Origin of the sequence: Achromobacter sp. HZ34 (assembly GCF_002209485.1) — a bacterium.
In the GTDB taxonomy this organism is placed as follows: Bacteria; Pseudomonadota; Gammaproteobacteria; order Burkholderiales; family Burkholderiaceae_B; genus Bordetella_C.
The window spans coordinates 216,708-233,221 of the sequence record NZ_NJIX01000001.1 but is presented as its reverse complement, the minus strand read 5'-3'; the positions used below and the strand labels follow the sequence as shown (position 1 = coordinate 233,221).

Here is a 16,514-nt window from a genome sequence, read left to right as displayed (position 1 = left end):
TGGCACCGCGCGCGCGGGTTATGGCGGCATTCGGATGCCAACCTGTGACCTGCAAAAAAAGGGGATCTCACCGAGATCCCCTTTTACTTCGATGTCACGCCGCACATGAGCGCCGCCGCTTCAGCTGACGTGCTGCAGGAAGTCGCGCAAGCGCTGGCTGGGCGGATTGGTCAGGAGTTCCTCGGGCGGCCCGTCGTGCGCCACCTGGCCGCCATCGATGAAGATCAGGCGGCTACCCACCTTGCGCGCGAACTCCATTTCGTGGGTCACCACCACCATCGTCATCCCCTCTTCCGCCAGGTCGCGCATCACCTTGAGCACTTCGTGCCGCAACTCCGGATCCAGAGCCGAGGTGGGCTCGTCGAACAGCATCAGCTTGGGCTTGATCGCCAGCGCGCGCGCAATGGCGACACGCTGCTGCTGGCCGCCGGACAACTCGGACGGATAATGCCCCATGCGCTCGGACAGCCCCACCTTGGCCAGCAGGGCCTCGGCTTCGGCGCGCGCTTCGTCGCGTGACATGCCACGCGTATGGACGGGGCCGAACATGACGTTTTCCAGCGCGGTGAGCTGGGGGAACAGGTTGAACTGCTGGAACACCATGCCCGCTTCGCGGCGAATCTCGCGCACTTCGGCCGGCGTGCCCTTGACGCTCAAGCCATCGACCAGCAGGTCGCCATCCTCGATGGTTTCCAGCACGTTGATACAGCGCAGGAAGGTCGACTTGCCGGAGCCCGAAGGCCCCACCACCACCACGACTTCGCCACTGTCGATGTTCAGGCTGATGCCACGCAGCACGACCGAATCGCCAAACTGCTTCGTGACATTCTGGAATTCAACCATGCTCATAATATGCGCATCCTTTTCTCGGCGATCCGCAGGGCCAGCGCGATCAGGCCCGTGAGGATCAGGTAGATGACGGCCACGGCGGACCAGATTTCAACCGCGCGGAAATTGCTGGCCATGATTTCCTGGCCCTGCCGCGTCAGCTCGGCGACGCCGATCACGATGAACAAGGACGAATCCTTGAGACTGATGATGCATTGATTGCCCAGCGGCGGAATCATCCGGCGCACGGCCACCGGCCCGATGATGTGCGTCAGGATCTTGTGGAAAGGCAGGCCCATCGCCTGGCCCGCTTCTTTCAGGCCCTTGCTGACCGACAACAGCGCGCCGCGCACGATTTCCGCGATGTATGCGCCGGAGTTGATCATCAGCGTCCCGATGGCCGCCAGTTCGGCATCCACGCGCAAGCCGTCGATCAACAAAGGCAAGGCGAAATAGATGAACATCACTTGCACCACGATCGGTGTGCCGCGTATGACCGCTATATAGACTTGCGCAATCGCCGACAGCACGATGCCGCCGTATGCGCGCGCCACACCGGCCAGCGCGCCCAGGATGAAGCCGCCGAGCAGGCCCCAGAAAGTGATCTTGACGGTCATCAGCGTCCCGTCAAGCAGATTGGGCAAGGCATCCCAAATGACGGAGCTATCGAAATTCACAGGCATCCCCATGGAAGGCGTCCACGACCAGCCCCCTCGCTCCCGCGCAAGCGCGAGCAAAGACGGGCCGACGGGCGCCGGATTTGAAATGGAACCGCCGCGCTCCGGTCAGGAAACGCGAACGCTGCAAGCGCGGCAGCAGTACTTCAGGGCACGCGTGAAGCTCAGGGCTTCTTGCCGAACCACTTGGCGTAGATCGCGTCGTACGTACCATTGGCCTTGAGCGTGGCCAATGCCTTGTTGACCTGCGGAACCAGGTCGCTACCCTTGGGGAAAGCGATGCCATAGAATTCCCCGCTCTTCACGTTGCCTGCCACCTTGACCCGGCCCTTGCCGGCGGTGTTGGCGTAATACTGAACGTTGGGAGTGTCGTGCACCGCGGCATCGACGCGGCCGGTGGCCAGTTCCAGATAGGCGTTATCGATGTTGGGGAACAGCTTGAGCTTGGCGCCCGGCACCTGAGACTTCAGGAAGTCCACGGTGGAGGTACCCGTCTTCACGGCGACGTCCTTGCCGCTCAGGTCCTGCGCGGTCTTGATGTCGTTGTTCTTCTCGGCGACCAGGATGCTGATGCCGCTCTCGTAGTAAGGGTCGGAGAAATCGATGACCGCCTTGCGGTCATCGCGGATGGTGATGCCCGCCAAGGCCGCGTCGATATTCTTGGTCTGCAGGCCGGGGATGATGCCGTTGAAATCCATGGGCTGCAGCTTGTAGTCCAGCTTCAGCTCCTTGGCGATGGCCGCCCACAGCTCGATGTCGAAACCCGTATAGGAGTTGCCCTGCTTGAACTCGAACGGCACGAAGGCAGTATCGGTCGCGACCACTAGCTGCCTGCCCGACTGAGCGACGGCCGGTGCGGACGCGGCGAAGCAGGTGACGGAAAGTACGGCCAGAGTCGCCGCGATTTTGCGTTTTAGCATGGGGTAAACCTCCTTGTTGGGGGATGTGGCTGCGCCCGTATTCGGGAACTCATAAGAGCGCCACGGGGCAGGCGATAGCCGAATTCATCTTAACTCAGGTGCCCCGCTGAGTGACCTTTTGGTCCATATGGATCCATGGCGGCACAACTTTCTTCTTCGGCATGAGATCTACCCATCAACCCCGCGTAAAAATGACAAATCTGGAGAGATGGAGACAAGCAGACAAAGGTCCTGAAAAGGACGCAAGGGTGACCGGCGCGTCATGGGGCGCAGTCACACCCTGCCAAACTCTGGCAGGATGGCGCTTTTCCAAGCCCACCCTGCTCTCCACCATGTCGCGCGCCGAACGTTTGCTTGAACTGATGCAATGCCTGCGCCGCCACCGCCAACCGGTCAGCGGGCAGGCCCTGGCCGCTGAACTGGGCGTCAGCCTGCGCACGCTGTATCGGGACATCGCCAGCCTGCAGGCGCAGGGGGCCCACATCCAGGGCGAGCCGGGCCTGGGCTACGTACTGCAGCCCGGGTTCCTGCTGCCGCCACTGATGTTTTCGGCGAGCGAACTGGAAGCGCTGATGCTGGGCGCCCGCTGGGTGATGAAGCGCACCGACGTCGAACTGGCGCGCGACGCGCAGAATGCGCTGGCCAAGATATCCGCCGTGCTGCCCGCCGATCTGCGCCAGTCCCTGCATGACAGCACGCTGCTGGTGGCGCCGGCCCAGGTGCTGCCTGGCGGCGAAGATTACCTGCCCCTGCTGCGCTTGGCCATACGCAAGGAACGCAAGGTCAGCATCCGCTATCGGGACGAGAAGGGGCGTGACAGTGAACGGGTCATCTGGCCATTCCTGCTGGGCTATTTCGAGCGGATGCGCATGGTGGGGGCATGGTGTGAACGGCGCGACGCGCTACGCCATTTCCGCGTGGATCGGATTCTGGCGTTGACGCCTGTCGATGAACGCTACCCGACGCGGCGGCTGGCCTTGCTGAAGCAATGGCGTGAGACACAAGGAATCCCGGCGACGCCGTGATGGGGGGTATCACCGCTTGGGCGGATCGTCGTAGGAGTTCAATTGGACGCCGGACACGCCGCCCAGGCTGCGGCCGCCATTGTCGGCAGCGGGCGGCGCCGACGGCACCGTGGCGGTCGGCTCCGCGGCGGAGGGCGCGGGCTGCGCGGCGGCATCCGCAGCCGGCTCTGTGTTGCCGCCGCCGGACGACGTACGCGCGGGATGGTAGTTCCTGGTAGCCTGGTCCAGCCATGCCGCCAGGGATTCCTGCTTCGCCGAGCGGGCCCAGTCAGCGGCATTGAGGCCGGCCAGGCTGCGGTTGGTCGGATCGGCGCCCGCATCCAGCAGCAGCTTCGCCATCAACTGGTTGCCCGAACGACCGGCCATCATCAAGGGGGTTGTGCCGTCCGGCCCGGGCGCGTTGACGATCGCCTGCTTGGACAGCAGCAGCTTGGCCATTTCCACCTGGCCGGTGGATGCGGCATAGTGCAGCGGCGTCCAGCCCAGTCGGTTGACCTGGGCGCCCCGGGCGATCAATGCCTGGGCGCGCTTCAACTCCCCTTTCAACGCCAGGTACATGAGAGGCGTCTCATCGCTGCCATTGGTCGCGTTCACATCCGTGCGGCGATCGGCGGCCAAGACGTCGAAGACATTCCAGGCGCCGTCACGCACCGCCTGCATCAGCGCGGGCTGGCCACGATTTTTTTGATTGGGGTCCCAACCGGACGCCAACAGGTCCTTCATGTCGCCGGCGTTGTCATTGACGACGTAGATCCAGACGTCGGCGGCACGGGCTGCCTGCGCGGGCGGCGCGGCGGTGAAGGCGCAGGCCAACGTCAGGCCCAGACCGGCAAGCGCACGGTCCACGCGGTAAGAAGTACGGTAGCGGTTCATAGACGTGGGTCTCCTGAATGCAGTCTTGGTAAATGCCCCTAACCGCGGTGGGCCCGGGCCGGGATGGAACCCTATCCTAAGACATTACTTTAAATAAATCACTTTAAAGAAACAGGCTTAACTTACTTTACTATCTTATTGAATAATTTGAAGAAATTATCCGTTGATGCCTTCGCGACTTCCGCCACCGGTATCCCTCTCAAGTCGGCGATCTTCTCCGCGACGTGGATCACCTTGGACGGATCATTAACCTTGCCACGATACGGCACCGGGGCCAGATAGGGCGAATCGGTTTCGATCAGCAGGCGATCCAGAGGCACCTTGGCCGCCACTTCGTGCAACTGCGTGGCGTTCTTGAACGTGACGATGCCGGACAGCGAAATGTAGAAATTCTGGTCGATGGCGGCCTGCGCCACCTCCCAGGTTTCGGTGAAACAGTGCATCACACCGCCCGCCTCCGCCGCGTTCTCCTCGCGCATCAGCTTCAGCGTGTCCTCGGCCGAACTGCGCGTGTGGATGATGAGCGGCAGACCGGTCTGGCGCGCGGCCCGGATGTGGGTGCGGAAGCGCTCCCGCTGCCAGTCCAGGGGCTCGCTCAGGCGGTAGTAGTCCAGGCCGGTTTCGCCGATGGCCACGACCTTGGGGTCCTGCGACAGGTCAGCCAATTCCTCGGCGGTGGGCTCGTGGGTGTCCTCATAGTCGGGATGGACGCCTACCGACGCCCACAGGTTTCTGTGCGGTGCCACCAGGTCCATCAAGCCACGCCATTCCGGCAGGTTGACGCTGACGACCAGGGCGTGGGTTACCTGGTTTGTCGCCATGCGGTCGAGAATGGCGGGCAGCTCGGCTGCCAGCTCGGGGAAATTCAGATGACAGTGGGAGTCGACGTACATAGTTAACGGTAGAGCCTGATAGTCAGATGTTCTTGTGGAGAGCGTTCTTCGCCGCGTTTGGGTGCAGCATGCGCTTGGGGCATTTCTTGCTGGCAAAGAGAGTTTTTAATGTGGGGGGGTACCCCCACGCCCCTCTTTTTTGGGCTAGCGCCCCATGGGCCCTAGCCCGAACCGTTGTGGCCCCTGGCCGCCTCAGCCGCGGGTGCGAACGACTCCGCAGTCAAACTCTAGCCCACCATTCAAGCCTGGCAGGATAGCACCACGCGTTGCAGCGCAGCATGGGCGAACAATTTGGCATTCAAGGGATGCCCGGCCACGGCGCGTTGGCGGGTCAGCCAGCGGGCTGTCTCGGCCAGACGCGCCGGCTGGGCCCGCGCGGCGGTGCGCGCCACCGGCTCCGCCAAGCGGGGAAAATAACGCGGCACAGCCCCCGCTCCAGCCAACATGAGGTCGACGTATAGCCTTTGCAAGGCGTCTATCCACTGCGCCGCCGGCATTTTCTCCAGCTGATCGGCCAGCACGCCGATATCGCTACCCTTGCCGCTGGCCAGCGGCATCAGCAACTGTTCCAGCCAGGCCGGGCAGGCCGACTCCCCCGACTGCGCCAGGCGCAGCGCCCCCAACGGCGCCCCACCAGCCGCTGCCAACCAGTCATCGGCATCGTCGACCCCCTGCGCCTGCAGCCACTCACGCGCCTGCGCGGGCGCCGGCGTAGGCAGCGGCAAGCGCCGGCAGCGGGACAGCAGCGTGGGCAACAGGCGGTCGGGTGCATCCGCCACCAGCAGGAAGATGGTACGTGGCGGGGGCTCCTCCAGCACCTTCAGCAAGGCATTGGCGGAGACCACGTTCATGGCCTGCGCCGGATAAATCAGCGCCACGCGCCAGCCGCCGCGGTGCGTCGCGGTATTGAACCAGGACTCCAGCGACCGCAACTGGTCGATCCGGATTTCCTTGGACGGCGCGCGCTTGGTGCTGCCGCCCGTGGCCGCCGGTTCGGCGGTGTCATCGCCTGACTCGGCGGCGGCCTCGGCCCCCTCTTCCAGGGCAATGGCCTCGGGCCGCACGCGGCGCAAGTCGGGATGATTGCCGGCGGCGACCCATGTGCAGGCATGGCAGGCACCGCAGGCCAGGCCTTCACGTGGCGATTCGCATAGCAGGCTGGCGGCAGCGGCCGCGCCGAACTGCAGCTTGCCGATACCGGCAAGGCCATGGATCAGCCATGCATGCGCAAAGCGTTCGCCCTGCTGCAGCCAGGCCCGGGCGATGTCCTCCTGCCAGGGCAGGAAGCGCGCGACGTTGGCGTTCTTGCTTTCGGCGCCAGCCACCTCGGTTGCCGCCTTGCCGGCGGATCTGGCTGTCGCGGCCCTGCTCGTCGGTTTGGCCGCCGTGGACTTGCCCGATACGGATTTGCCTGCCGCGTGATTGCCTGCCGCGTGATTGCCTGCCGGTTCCACCGGCGTCGTTGCCGTTGCAGTCTGACGGTTCACCATCATGCGCGGGCATCCAGCAACGCGCGCACTTCGTCGCGCAGTTGCTCACGCACGGCAGCGAGCGGACGGCTGCTGTCGATCACCCGGATGCGGTCCGGCTGCTGGCGCGCGCGGGCGTGGTACGCGTCGCGGGTGCGCTGGAAGAATTCCGCGCCTTCGCGTTCGAAACGATCCGGCGTGCGGGCATCGGCAAGGCGCGCGCGCGCCACTTCCAATGGCACGTCGAACAGCCAGGTACGGTCCGGCTGCAGGGCCGGCCGCATCCAGGATTCCAGTACCGCGACGCGCTCGGCGCCCAGTTCACGGCCGCCGCCCTGGTAAGCGTATGTGGCGTCGGTGTAGCGGTCGCACAGCACCCACTCCCCCTGCGCCAAGGCCGGTTCGATGACTTGGCGCAGGTGCTCGCAACGGCCCGCGAACATCAGCAAGGTCTCGGCGTCCAGCCCCATGGCTTCGTGCAACACCAGGTCGCGCAATTTTTCGCCCAGCTCGGTACCGCCCGGCTCGCGCGTCACGCGCACCGTCAGGCCGGCTTGGCGCAGCTCGTCGGCCAGCCACTGCACGTGCGTGCTTTTGCCGGCACCGTCTACGCCTTCCAGCGTCAGGAATCGTCCCCGTGTGGTCATTGCTGTCGATCGCGTCCAAGGATGTAGCGCGACACGTTGCGGTTGTGATCCGTCAGGGTGGCGGAGAACTCGCTGGTGCCATTGCCGCGCGAAACAAAATAAAGAAACTTGTGCTGCTCCGGCTGCACCGCCGCCAGCAGCGCAAGGCGCCCCGGACTGGCGATGGGCGTGGGCGGCAGGCCCGTGCGGGTGTAGGTATTCCACGGCGTGTCGGCCTGCAGATCGCGCTTGCGCAACTTGCCTTCGTAGCTGTCGCCCATGCCGTAGATGACGGTAGGGTCGGTCTGCAAGGGCATGTTTTCCTTGAGACGGTTGGCGAATACGCCCGCCACGCGGGTGCGATCCGGGCCGTGCCCGGTTTCCTTCTCGATGATGGACGCCAGCACCAGGGCCTCGTAGGGCGTACTGACCGGCGCGTTGGGCAGGCGCTTGTCCCAGGTCTGCGCCAGGATGCGCTGGCCTTCCTGGTAACCCCGACGCAGGATGTCGAAGTCGGTGCTGCCGGGCGTGAACAGATAGGTATCGGGGAACACCAGGCCTTCCATGCTGGAATTGCTGGAGCCCAGGCGGCGCAAGATCTCGGCGTCGTCGACACCGTCCAGGGTCTGCTTGATATCCGGATTGTCGCGCAGGGCCTGGCGGATCTGCTTGTAGCTCCAGCCTTCCACGAAGGTGATCTGGCGCTGGTTGACGTCGCCGCGCGCCAGGCGTTCCAGCAGCAGCCAGGGGGTATCGCCGCGTATGGCTTCGTAGCCGCCCGCCTTGATCAGCTTGTCGCGCCCGCTGAGCCGCGCCATCCAGACGAAACCATCCTCCCACAGGGTGATTCCGGCCGTGTTGGCCGCATGCGCCACGCCGCGCGGGCTGGACCCTGGATCCACCACGAAGTCGACCCGGTCGGACGCCATCCGCAAGGGTTGGTTCATCCATAACCAGGCGCCTCCGCACGCAGCAGCCAGGGCCACCACGACGAGGAGCAGGAACAACAGGAAATAGTAAATCGGTCGCTTCATCATCAGACTGGGGAGTTTAATGGATTGCGCGCCCCTGCCGCCTGCTGGGTGGGGGGTATCATGTTCACTTCCCCCCAGTCTTTTGTTTCAGACGAAACACTTGTCTGATCGATACCGCCGAAACCATGCACGCATTTTTCGAAGCCATCCCCGATTCCGCCCAGCGCCTGGCGCAATGCGCTCCCCTGCCCGACCTGCAAGTGATCAGTGCCAGCGGCGCTGATGCGATTTCCTTTCTGCACGGCCAGTTGACCCAGGACCTGACCGGGCTGGACAGCACGCGCGCGGCCCTGGCCGGGTATTGCACTGCCAAGGGACGCCTGCTGGCGACCATGGTGATGTGGCGCGAGGCGGAAAGCGCCGAGGTTCATGCGCCGGTGGGCGGCGGTGCTGCTGGTGCCGCCGGCACTGCCGTGGCTGCGCCGGGTGCGGCGGCGGTTCCTGCGCCGGCGGTGTTTCATGCCCTGGTGCGCGCGGACGTCGCGGCCGCGCTGGTGAAGCGGCTGAGCATGTTCGTGCTGCGCGCCAAGGCCAAGATCGCCGTTACGCCGCTGCGGGTGGCCGCCGTCTGGGGCGTGACCGACATCGAGGCCCTGGGCCGTGTCGCCGGCGGCGAACTGCCGCGCGCCGCCTGGCAGCGTGCCAATCTTCCCAGCGGCACCTGGATCGCGGCGCCCGGCGCCGATGCCGCGGACACCCGCTGGTGGTGGATCGCCAGCGATGCGCAACTCGACCGCCTGGAATCACCCGACGGGGCGCTGCTGAACAGCCTGGCGCTGGGGGATGCCGAGCATAGCCGTGCCGCTGACCTGGCGGCCGGCGTGCCTTGGGTGGGTACCTCTACGCAGGACATGTTCATCCCGCAGACCGTCAACCTGGATCTGGTCGGTGGTGTCAGCTTCACCAAAGGCTGCTACCCGGGACAGGAAGTTGTCGCGCGCAGCCATTATCGCGGGACGGTGAAGCGCCGCATGGCTTATGGCGTCGTCGCTGGCGTGGCCGCGGGCGGGGTGGCTCCTGGCACGGATGTCTACGATGCGGCCCAGCCGAACGAGCCCTGCGGCCGCGTGGTCGACGCCGCCGGCACGCCGGATGCCGCCATCCTGTTCGAAACCACGCTGGCGGCGTTGGAAACCGGCGGGCTGCGGCTCGGTACCGTCGACGGTGCGGCGATCGAGGTTCGGCCGCTGCCCTATTCGTTCACTTGACGCGGTGACGGAGCCTTGCCGGGATATCGCTTCCTGGCCCGAGGTAGTGAATATAAAAAGGGGGAAATCCCATTGGGGATTTTCCCTCTTCTTATTTGGTGAAGGCTACGCGGCGCCGCCGAACAGCGTACCGACGCCGGCGGTGATGGCCATCGCCAGGGATCCCAGTACCGTTACGCGCAGGGCGGCGATACCCTTGGGCGCGCCGCCGGCCCAGGCAGCCACCACGCCCAGCAGGGCCAGGCCAGCCACCGAACCGGCGATGACACCGCGCAACAGCCAGGGCGTGGGCAGCAGCAACGCCAGAAGTAGCGGCAGCAAGGCGCCGGCCGCAAAACTACAGGCCGACGCGACGGCGGCTTGCACCGGTTGCGCACGGCTGCTGATCGAAATACCCAGTTCGTCGCGTGCATGCGCGTCCAGGGCATCATGCGCCGTCAGCGCGCGGGCGACCTGGTCGGCCAGGTCTCGAGGCAGGCCGCGGTCGATGTAGATCTCGGTCAGTTCTTCCAGTTCCACCGCCGAATTGCCCTTGAGCGAGCGCTGCTCCAGGCGTAGATCGGCATGCTCGACATCGGACTGCGATTTGACCGAGACGTATTCGCCCGCCGCCATCGATAGCGAGCCGGCGATCAGGCCAGACAGGCCTGCCGTGAGAATGACATGCTGGCCACCCGCCGCGGCTGCGACGCCAGCGATCAGGCTGGCCGTGGAGACGATGCCGTCATTGGCGCCCAGCACGGCGGCGCGCAGCCAGTTGCTGCGGAAAATTCGGTGATGTTCCTTCGAAGGCATGGCGGATCGCGGGAAGTGGGCACGCAGCGATACTACCCGGTTCGCGCGTGGTCCACTGGGACGAGGCGTGACAAAAAGGGCTCTACATCCGCCGGTTGCCGCTGCCATCACCAGACGGCGTCGTTGGATCAGTCACGGTGTGATTTCTAAAAGGATGGTTTTTTGCAAATGGGGGGTCCCCCCCATTGCCCCTTTCCAGGGCTAGCGCCCCTCTGGCCACGGTGGTAGCAGTGCCGGCCGCCGCGGCCGGCTACAGCGCAGTTTCAGAAAAGCGCGCAGGGGAAATCAGCCTGTTGAGGCTCAGAGCACGGGGGCGGGACGGGCTCGCAGGCCGCCCCCCACGCCCCGCGGCAAGGCTACTTCTTCGGTTGATACAGCTTCACGATGCTGGAGAAGTCCAGCTTGCCGTGACCGCCCGCGCTGTGCAACGCGTACAGATTGCGCGCCAGTTCGCCCAAGGGGGTGGCGGAACGTGTCGACAGCGCCGCTTCGGCGGCCAGGCCCAGGTCCTTGAGCATCAGATCGGTACCGAAGCCGCCGGCATAGTCCTTGGACGCCGGGACCTGCGGCATCACGCCCGGCCACGGGTTGTAGAGTTCCGTCGCCCAGTTGCGCCCCGAACTCTTGGCGATGATGTCCGACAGCACCGCGGGATCCAGGCCGTTGGCCACGCCCAAGGCCAGCGCTTCCGACGTTCCGGCCATCAATATCCCCAACAGCATGTTGTTGCAGATCTTGGCCACCTGTCCGGCACCCGCCGCCCCCGCGTGGAAGATGTTCTTGCCCATTTTTTCCAGGAAGGGCCGGCCGCGCTCCAGCGCCGCTGTTTCGCCGCCGACGATGAAGGTCAGCGTGCCCGCCACCGCGCCACCCGTTCCACCCGACACGGGCGCGTCGATCATCGCGATACCGCGCGCCTGCGCCGCCGCCGCTACCTTGCGCGCGCTGTCCGGCGCGATGGTGCTGCATTCGATGACCAGCGCGGACGCGTCGATGGCCTGGAGCAAGTCGTCGCCCAGGTACAGCTTTTCCACATGCTGGCTGGCCGGCAGCATGGAGATCACGATCTCGGCGCCAGCCACGGCCTGGCTTGCCGAAGTGGCGGCATGCGCGCCTGCCGCCGTGGCTGCCTGGATGCTGGCCGGCACCAGATCGAAGACCGTCAGGTCATGTCCGCTCTTGATCAGGTTCAAGGCCATCGGGCCGCCCATATTGCCCAGCCCGATGAAAGCGATCTTGCTCATGTTTTGTCTCCTCGATGTCATGCTGCGGTCGGAGGCGCGTCCGCGCTTGAGGGCGCGGCACGCTTTCTATAATGATTTCTTGCGCAGAGGCGGTTGGAAAAAGGGAAGAATCCCTGAAGGGATTTTCCCTTTACCTGTGCCCGATACTTCCCTGAAGCCACAACGAACAAGCAAAGGAAAAATCCCAAAAGGGACCCTTTCCTCTATTTCTACCTTCCCCCAGGATCGACGGGAAGCCTTACAAGGAAGGCATCCCTTTACGTACCCAGGTCAGCGAGCGGATGGGAGAGGTGCGAGGGCCAGGGTTCGTCGAAGAACTTCTGGACCCATACCTCGCTGGCCTCTTCCAGCGTCGCCGGGTTCCAGCGCGGCTGCCGGTCCTTGTCGATCAGCAACGCACGTATCCCCTCGGCGAAATCGCCATGCGCCGTGGCCACCAGCGCCGCTATGTACTCCGCACGGAACACATCGTCCAGCGAACGCTGGCGCAGGCGCTGCTGCAGCGTGAACGCCAGGCGCACCGTACCGGGCGATCCGGCCAGCATGGTCTTGGCCGCCTTGGACAGCCAGGGATCGGCATGATCCGCCAACGCCGCCACCTCGGCATAAATCTCATCCAGCCGCGTACCCGAACACAGGTTGTTGATCATGTAGGAGTGCTGGCGCAGCGGACCAGGCTCCAGCCCCTCGCTGGGTTCCAGCGCGATCAAGGCGCGGCGGAGCAGGCCGTCGTTGATCGACCGGGGCGCGAAAGACCCTTCCGTGCCCGTACTGGCGCCGCCACGAGCGCCGGCCCACGGCTGCTCAAGCAAGGACTCAAGCAGCGCCGGCCAATCCTGATGGCGCACATAAAAATCCGCCAGGCCCGCAAAAAAGGCGTCCGACGTATTCAACTGGGCACCGGTCAGGCCCAGGAACACCCCGGTGCTGCCCGGCATCCGATTCAGCAGCCAGCTGCCGCCGACGTCCGGAAACAGGCCGATCGACACTTCCGGCATGCCCAGGCGCGAATGTTCGCTGACCACACGGTGGCTGGCGCCCATCATCAGGCCGATGCCGCCCCCCATCACGTAACCATGGCCCCAGCACAGGATAGGCTTGGGATAGGCATGGATCTGATAATCCAGCCGGTACTCGACTTCGAAAAACTCGCGCGCATAAACATTGGCCCAGGCACCCTGCCCGGCCGTCTCGCGCATGCTGCGGTACAGCCCGTGCAAATCGCCGCCGGCGCAGAACGCCTTGTCGCCGGCCCCCTGCAGCAGCACCAGCACCACGTCCGGGTCCTGCGCCCATTCGTTCAGGCGGTGTGTCAGGCTGCGCGCCATTTCCAGCGACAGACCGTTGAGGGTCTGCGGCGCATTCAGCGTGGCCACCCCGATCTTCATGCCATTGCGGGTCGCGCGTTCCTCATACAACACGGAATCGCTCATCGTAGTTCAGCTCCTTTTTCCAACAGCTGGCGGGCCACGATCACGCGCATGATCTCGTTGGTCCCTTCCAGAATCTGGTGCACGCGAGTATCGCGCACCAGACGCTCCAGAGGATAGTCCCGCAAATATCCGTAACCACCATGAATCTGCTGCGCGTCCAGGCATATCTGGAAACCCATGTCGGTGGCGAAGCGTTTGGCCATGGCGCAGTAGGTGCCGGCGTCGGCCACCCCCGCGTCCAGCTTGCAGGCGGCCAGGCGCACCATCTGGCGCGCCGCCACCAGGTGGGTGGCCATGTCGGCCAGCTTGAACTGCAAGGCCTGGAACTCGGCCAGGCGCGTGCCGAACTGCTGGCGCTCAAGCATATAGCGGCGGGCGGCGTCCAGCGCGCCCTGGGCCGCCCCCACCGAGCAGGTGGCGATATTGATGCGGCCGCCGTCCAGGCCCTTCATGGCCAGCTTGAAGCCCTGCCCGGGTTCGCCCAGCATGTAGTCGGCCGGCACCTGGACGTTTTCGAAGGTGATGGCGCGGGTGGACTGGCTGTTCCAGCCCATCTTGTCTTCCTTGCGCCCGTAGGTGATGCCCGCGGTCCCGGCCGGCACGGCGAAAGCGCTGACACCGCCCGCGCCATTGCCGCCCGTGCGCGCCATGACGATCAGCAGATCCGTGTCACCGCCGCCGGAGATGAAGGCCTTGGCGCCGTTCAGGAGGTAGTGCGCGCCGTCCGGCGACTGCGTGGCGCTGGTACGCAGCGACGCCGCATCCGAACCCGAGCCGGGCTCGGTCAGGCAGTAGGACGCCAGCTTCACGCCGGACGACAGCGCCTCGCCCCATGCCGCCCGCAAGCGGGCGCCGCCCCATTTACCCACCATCCAGGTGGCCATGTTGTGGATGGTCAGAAACGCGGTGGTGGACGGATCCACGGCGGCCATTTCCTCGAATATCAAGGTAGCGTCCAGCCGGGGCAGCTCCAGGCCGCCGATATCCGCACTGGCATACAGGCCGCAAAATCCCAGCTCACCCGCCTTGTGGAAGACCTCCTTGGGGAATATCCCCTCGGCATCCCAGCGCGCCGCATGCGGTGCCAGCTCGCCCTGGGCGAATTCGCGCGCCGCCTGGGCGTAAGCCTGCTGTTCCTCGGTGAGATCCATATCCACGTTCGTCTCCTCTGGCGGCTCGTGGCCACGCTGCATTTTTACGTCGGAATGTGACGCTGGAATATTACGCCAGCTTCGCCTTTACGTTGACGTAAACGTCAAACATCGGCCGAATGAGGGACAGCATACGCGGTGGCAAGGCGCCGAACTGGCGTCCGGACGACTTTCAGCGGCGGGCCTTGGGGGTGCGCTGCGGCCTGGCGACGGGCATCTTGCGTCCGCGATGCGCGGCCCGGCGGCGGCGCGACTCCATGGGATCGAAGGTCAGCGGCCGATAGATTTCCACCCGGTCGCCATTGCGCAAGACGTCTTCCGCCCGCACCGCGTGGCCGTAGATGCCGACGCCGTGCTGCCAGGGATCCTGGCCGGGGCAAGCCTGCTCGTAGCCGCTCGCGGCCAGGGCGTCGGCCACACTGGCGCCGGCCGGCAACGTCAGCCTGGCCTGCCAGACGCGGCCCGGCCAGACCTGGCAAACCACCACTGAAACCAGCGGCGCCGCGCCCGCGGGTGCCGATGTGGCCGATGCTGTGGCCGATGCTGCGGCCGCTGCCTGCGCGGCTGCCGATACCGTGGGTGCAGCATCTACCGCCGCGGCAGCGCCGGTGCTCCCCGCGCCCTGCTCCGGCTTATTCGCCATAAACCGCCTGGGCCCGCTTGGTGAAGGAGTCGATGAAGCTGGTGGCGATACGGTTGAACACCGGCCCCACCACCAGCTCCAGCGCGCGATTGGAAAATTCGTATTCCATGGTGAACAGCACCTTGCAGGCGTCCGGCGACAGGGCCTGGAAGTACCAATGCCCCACCAGCATGGAAAACGGCCCGTCGACCAGCTCCAGGTCGATCTGTTTGGGGAAATCGTGCTTGTTCCGCGTAGTGAATCGCTGCTTCAGGCCGGCGAAACTGATCACGATGGATGCCTCCATGCCGTGTTCGTCGCGCGAACGAACTTCGGCGCCGCCGCACCAGGGCATGAATTCAGGGTATTTTTCCACCCCGGCCACCAGTTCGAACATCTGGGCGTCGCTATACGGCACGAGGACGGTTCTTTGGACTTTGTGCATCGACTATCGCAAATGGCTAGAATGACAGGATTTTACCGGCTATACGCGCCGGCATGCGCCGGACCCCCATGAGCATCATTGATAACCGCAAAGCAAGCCACGAGTACTTCATCGAGGACCGCTACGAAGCGGGCCTGGTCCTGGAGGGCTGGGAGGTCAAGTCGATCCGTGACAACCGGGTCCAATTGGCCGACAGCCATGTCATTGTGCGCAATGGCGAACTGTTTTTATTGAACATGCACGTCAGCCCGCTGCCGACGGCGTCCACCCACGTCCATCCGGATGCCACGCGCACGCGCAAGCTGCTGCTCAAGGCCGAGGAAATAAGCAAGTTGATCGGCAAGGTGGAACAGCGCGGTTACGCCCTGGTGCCGCTGAATCTTCACTACAAGAACGGCCGCATCAAGCTGGATTTCGCGCTGGGCCGTGGCAAGAAGCTGCACGACAAGCGGGACACCTCGCGCGACAAGGACTGGGCGCGCGAAAAAGAGCGTCTCATGAAGCACGACACCCGCAACGCGCGCCGCGACGACTGACAGCCGCTTCAGCGCCGCGCGGCTGCGCCGGTCCCCCCCGCAGTGCTCCCTGTCGCAGCCTTGTTCGCACGTTGGTCCAGCATCCGGTCGTGGACCATCATGACGATGCCGAGCAAGACGCCCGGCAGCGTCACCAGGCCCACGATGAAGTAGATGTTCTGCACCGTCGACCCTTGCGACAAGGCGTTGATCGCATCCAGCCGCAGAAAATACACGCTGGCCCGCCACGTGTGCATCAGGCCCAGCCCGGCCGCCATCACCACGGTGAACAGATAGGGGAAGGCCGGGCGGTGCCGGGGCCGGCGTCGCAGCACCAGTACCGCGATCAAAAGCGACATCAGCCCGCGCAAGGCCGATACGGTGGCCGTGCGCGTCGCCCAATCCGGCCATACGTAGTAGTACAGGACCAGCGCGGCCACGAATACCACCGTCAAGGCGATCAACGGCCGCCACGGCACGCTCAAGCCGAAGAATTGCCGCAACGCGACGAAGGAAAGCGGCATGCCGACGCCGAACAGCGTGCTACCCGCCAGCCCCAGCGGCAAGCCCGGGCTCAGCGGTATCGCCGTGTTGAACGCCACCCCCGCGGACGACACGGCTGCGGCCCACGCGAACATTCGAACGCCGGCGATGCCGGTCCGGTAAAGCGAAAAGGTCACGCCCGTCATCAGCAGGCAGATGACCAGGACGACGATGAGCCACAGGGTCGGTGTAGGCATTGTCCTTTTCCCCCCG

18 protein-coding genes are annotated in these 16,514 nt (G+C 64.9%); 3 read left to right on the top strand and 15 right to left on the bottom strand.

Features of this window, described 5'->3' with window-relative positions:
• Positions 1–120 precede the first annotated feature (120 nt).
• The 3 genes from glnQ to glnH form a co-directional block, all read right to left on the bottom strand.
• The gene (gene glnQ, locus CEY05_RS00985) at positions 121–849 is read right to left on the bottom strand and encodes a glutamine ABC transporter ATP-binding protein GlnQ (RefSeq protein WP_088595534.1); all 729 of its coding nucleotides are present in this window, start codon (positions 847–849) and stop codon (positions 121–123) included.
• The gene (gene glnP / locus CEY05_RS00980) at positions 846–1,505 is read right to left on the bottom strand and encodes a glutamine ABC transporter permease GlnP (protein WP_088596169.1); all 660 of its coding nucleotides are present in this window, start codon (positions 1,503–1,505) and stop codon (positions 846–848) included. The genes glnQ and glnP overlap by 4 nt, the downstream gene beginning before the upstream one ends.
• A 164-nt stretch (positions 1,506–1,669) precedes the next feature.
• Positions 1,670–2,425 (bottom strand): glutamine ABC transporter substrate-binding protein GlnH, encoded by a 756-nt coding sequence (gene glnH, locus CEY05_RS00975; RefSeq protein WP_088595533.1) that lies wholly within the window; start codon positions 2,423–2,425, stop codon positions 1,670–1,672.
• Positions 2,426–2,757: 332 nt separating this feature from the next.
• Between glnH and CEY05_RS00970 the strand changes: the two genes are divergently transcribed.
• A complete protein-coding gene (locus tag CEY05_RS00970; protein ID WP_088595532.1) occupies positions 2,758–3,450 on the top strand; it encodes a YafY family protein in 693 nt (230 codons plus the stop codon).
• A gap of 9 nt (positions 3,451–3,459) precedes the next feature.
• On the opposite strand, the gene CEY05_RS00965 is transcribed toward CEY05_RS00970, so the two are convergent.
• The 5 genes from CEY05_RS00965 to mltG all read right to left on the bottom strand — a co-directional run bounded on the left by CEY05_RS00965 (position 3,460) and on the right by mltG (position 8,348).
• Complete coding sequence (locus tag CEY05_RS00965) at positions 3,460–4,323, bottom strand: ankyrin repeat domain-containing protein (RefSeq protein WP_088595531.1); 864 nt, start codon at positions 4,321–4,323, stop codon at positions 3,460–3,462.
• 122 nt (positions 4,324–4,445) lie between these two features.
• Positions 4,446–5,216: a TatD family hydrolase gene (locus tag CEY05_RS00960; RefSeq protein ID WP_088595530.1), complete on the bottom strand. Its 771-nt coding sequence runs from the start codon at positions 5,214–5,216 to the stop codon at positions 4,446–4,448.
• Between the two features lie 239 nt (positions 5,217–5,455).
• A complete protein-coding gene (holB, locus tag CEY05_RS00955; RefSeq protein ID WP_233161296.1) occupies positions 5,456–6,709 on the bottom strand; it encodes a DNA polymerase III subunit delta' in 1,254 nt (417 codons plus the stop codon).
• A complete protein-coding gene (gene tmk / locus CEY05_RS00950) occupies positions 6,706–7,332 on the bottom strand; it encodes a dTMP kinase (protein ID WP_088595529.1) in 627 nt (208 codons plus the stop codon). The genes holB and tmk overlap by 4 nt, the downstream gene beginning before the upstream one ends.
• Positions 7,329–8,348, bottom strand: coding sequence for an endolytic transglycosylase MltG (mltG, locus tag CEY05_RS00945; protein WP_088595528.1), 1,020 nt, complete (start codon positions 8,346–8,348; stop codon positions 7,329–7,331). Before mltG ends, tmk begins: the two co-directional genes overlap by 4 nt.
• 122 nt (positions 8,349–8,470) lie before the next feature.
• Between mltG and CEY05_RS00940 the strand changes: the two genes are divergently transcribed.
• Positions 8,471–9,553: a folate-binding protein YgfZ gene (locus CEY05_RS00940; RefSeq protein WP_088595527.1), complete on the top strand. Its 1,083-nt coding sequence runs from the start codon at positions 8,471–8,473 to the stop codon at positions 9,551–9,553.
• Positions 9,554–9,658: 105 nt separating this feature from the next.
• Here CEY05_RS00940 and CEY05_RS00935 read toward each other — a convergent pair whose 3' ends face one another.
• The 6 genes from CEY05_RS00935 to CEY05_RS00910 all read right to left on the bottom strand — a co-directional run bounded on the left by CEY05_RS00935 (position 9,659) and on the right by CEY05_RS00910 (position 15,243).
• Entirely contained in the window at positions 9,659–10,348 is a 690-nt protein-coding gene (locus CEY05_RS00935; RefSeq protein WP_088595526.1) for a VIT family protein, read from the bottom strand.
• A 356-nt stretch (positions 10,349–10,704) separates the two neighbouring features.
• Positions 10,705–11,592 (bottom strand): 3-hydroxyisobutyrate dehydrogenase, encoded by an 888-nt coding sequence (gene mmsB, locus CEY05_RS00930; RefSeq protein ID WP_088595525.1) that lies wholly within the window; start codon positions 11,590–11,592, stop codon positions 10,705–10,707.
• 257 nt (positions 11,593–11,849) lie between these two features.
• Positions 11,850–13,025, bottom strand: a complete 1,176-nt coding sequence (locus CEY05_RS00925) for an enoyl-CoA hydratase/isomerase family protein (RefSeq protein WP_088595524.1) — start codon at positions 13,023–13,025, stop codon at positions 11,850–11,852.
• Entirely contained in the window at positions 13,022–14,182 is a 1,161-nt protein-coding gene (locus tag CEY05_RS00920; protein ID WP_088595523.1) for an acyl-CoA dehydrogenase family protein, read from the bottom strand. The genes CEY05_RS00925 and CEY05_RS00920 overlap by 4 nt, the downstream gene beginning before the upstream one ends.
• Before the next feature lie 166 nt (positions 14,183–14,348).
• Positions 14,349–14,663, bottom strand: a complete 315-nt coding sequence (locus CEY05_RS00915; protein WP_369825884.1) for an RnfH family protein — start codon at positions 14,661–14,663, stop codon at positions 14,349–14,351.
• A 145-nt stretch (positions 14,664–14,808) separates the two neighbouring features.
• Positions 14,809–15,243 carry a type II toxin-antitoxin system RatA family toxin gene (locus tag CEY05_RS00910; RefSeq protein WP_088595521.1) on the bottom strand — a complete coding sequence of 145 codons (435 nt, stop codon included), beginning with the start codon at positions 15,241–15,243 and terminating at the stop codon, positions 14,809–14,811.
• 68 nt (positions 15,244–15,311) lie between these two features.
• Between CEY05_RS00910 and smpB the strand changes: the two genes are divergently transcribed.
• The gene (gene smpB, locus CEY05_RS00905; protein ID WP_088595520.1) at positions 15,312–15,779 is read left to right on the top strand and encodes an SsrA-binding protein SmpB; all 468 of its coding nucleotides are present in this window, start codon (positions 15,312–15,314) and stop codon (positions 15,777–15,779) included.
• 8 nt (positions 15,780–15,787) lie between these two features.
• On the opposite strand, the gene CEY05_RS00900 is transcribed toward smpB, so the two are convergent.
• Positions 15,788–16,498, bottom strand: a complete 711-nt coding sequence (locus CEY05_RS00900) for a hypothetical protein (protein WP_088595519.1) — start codon at positions 16,496–16,498, stop codon at positions 15,788–15,790.
• Between the last annotated feature and the right edge of the window lie 16 nt (positions 16,499–16,514).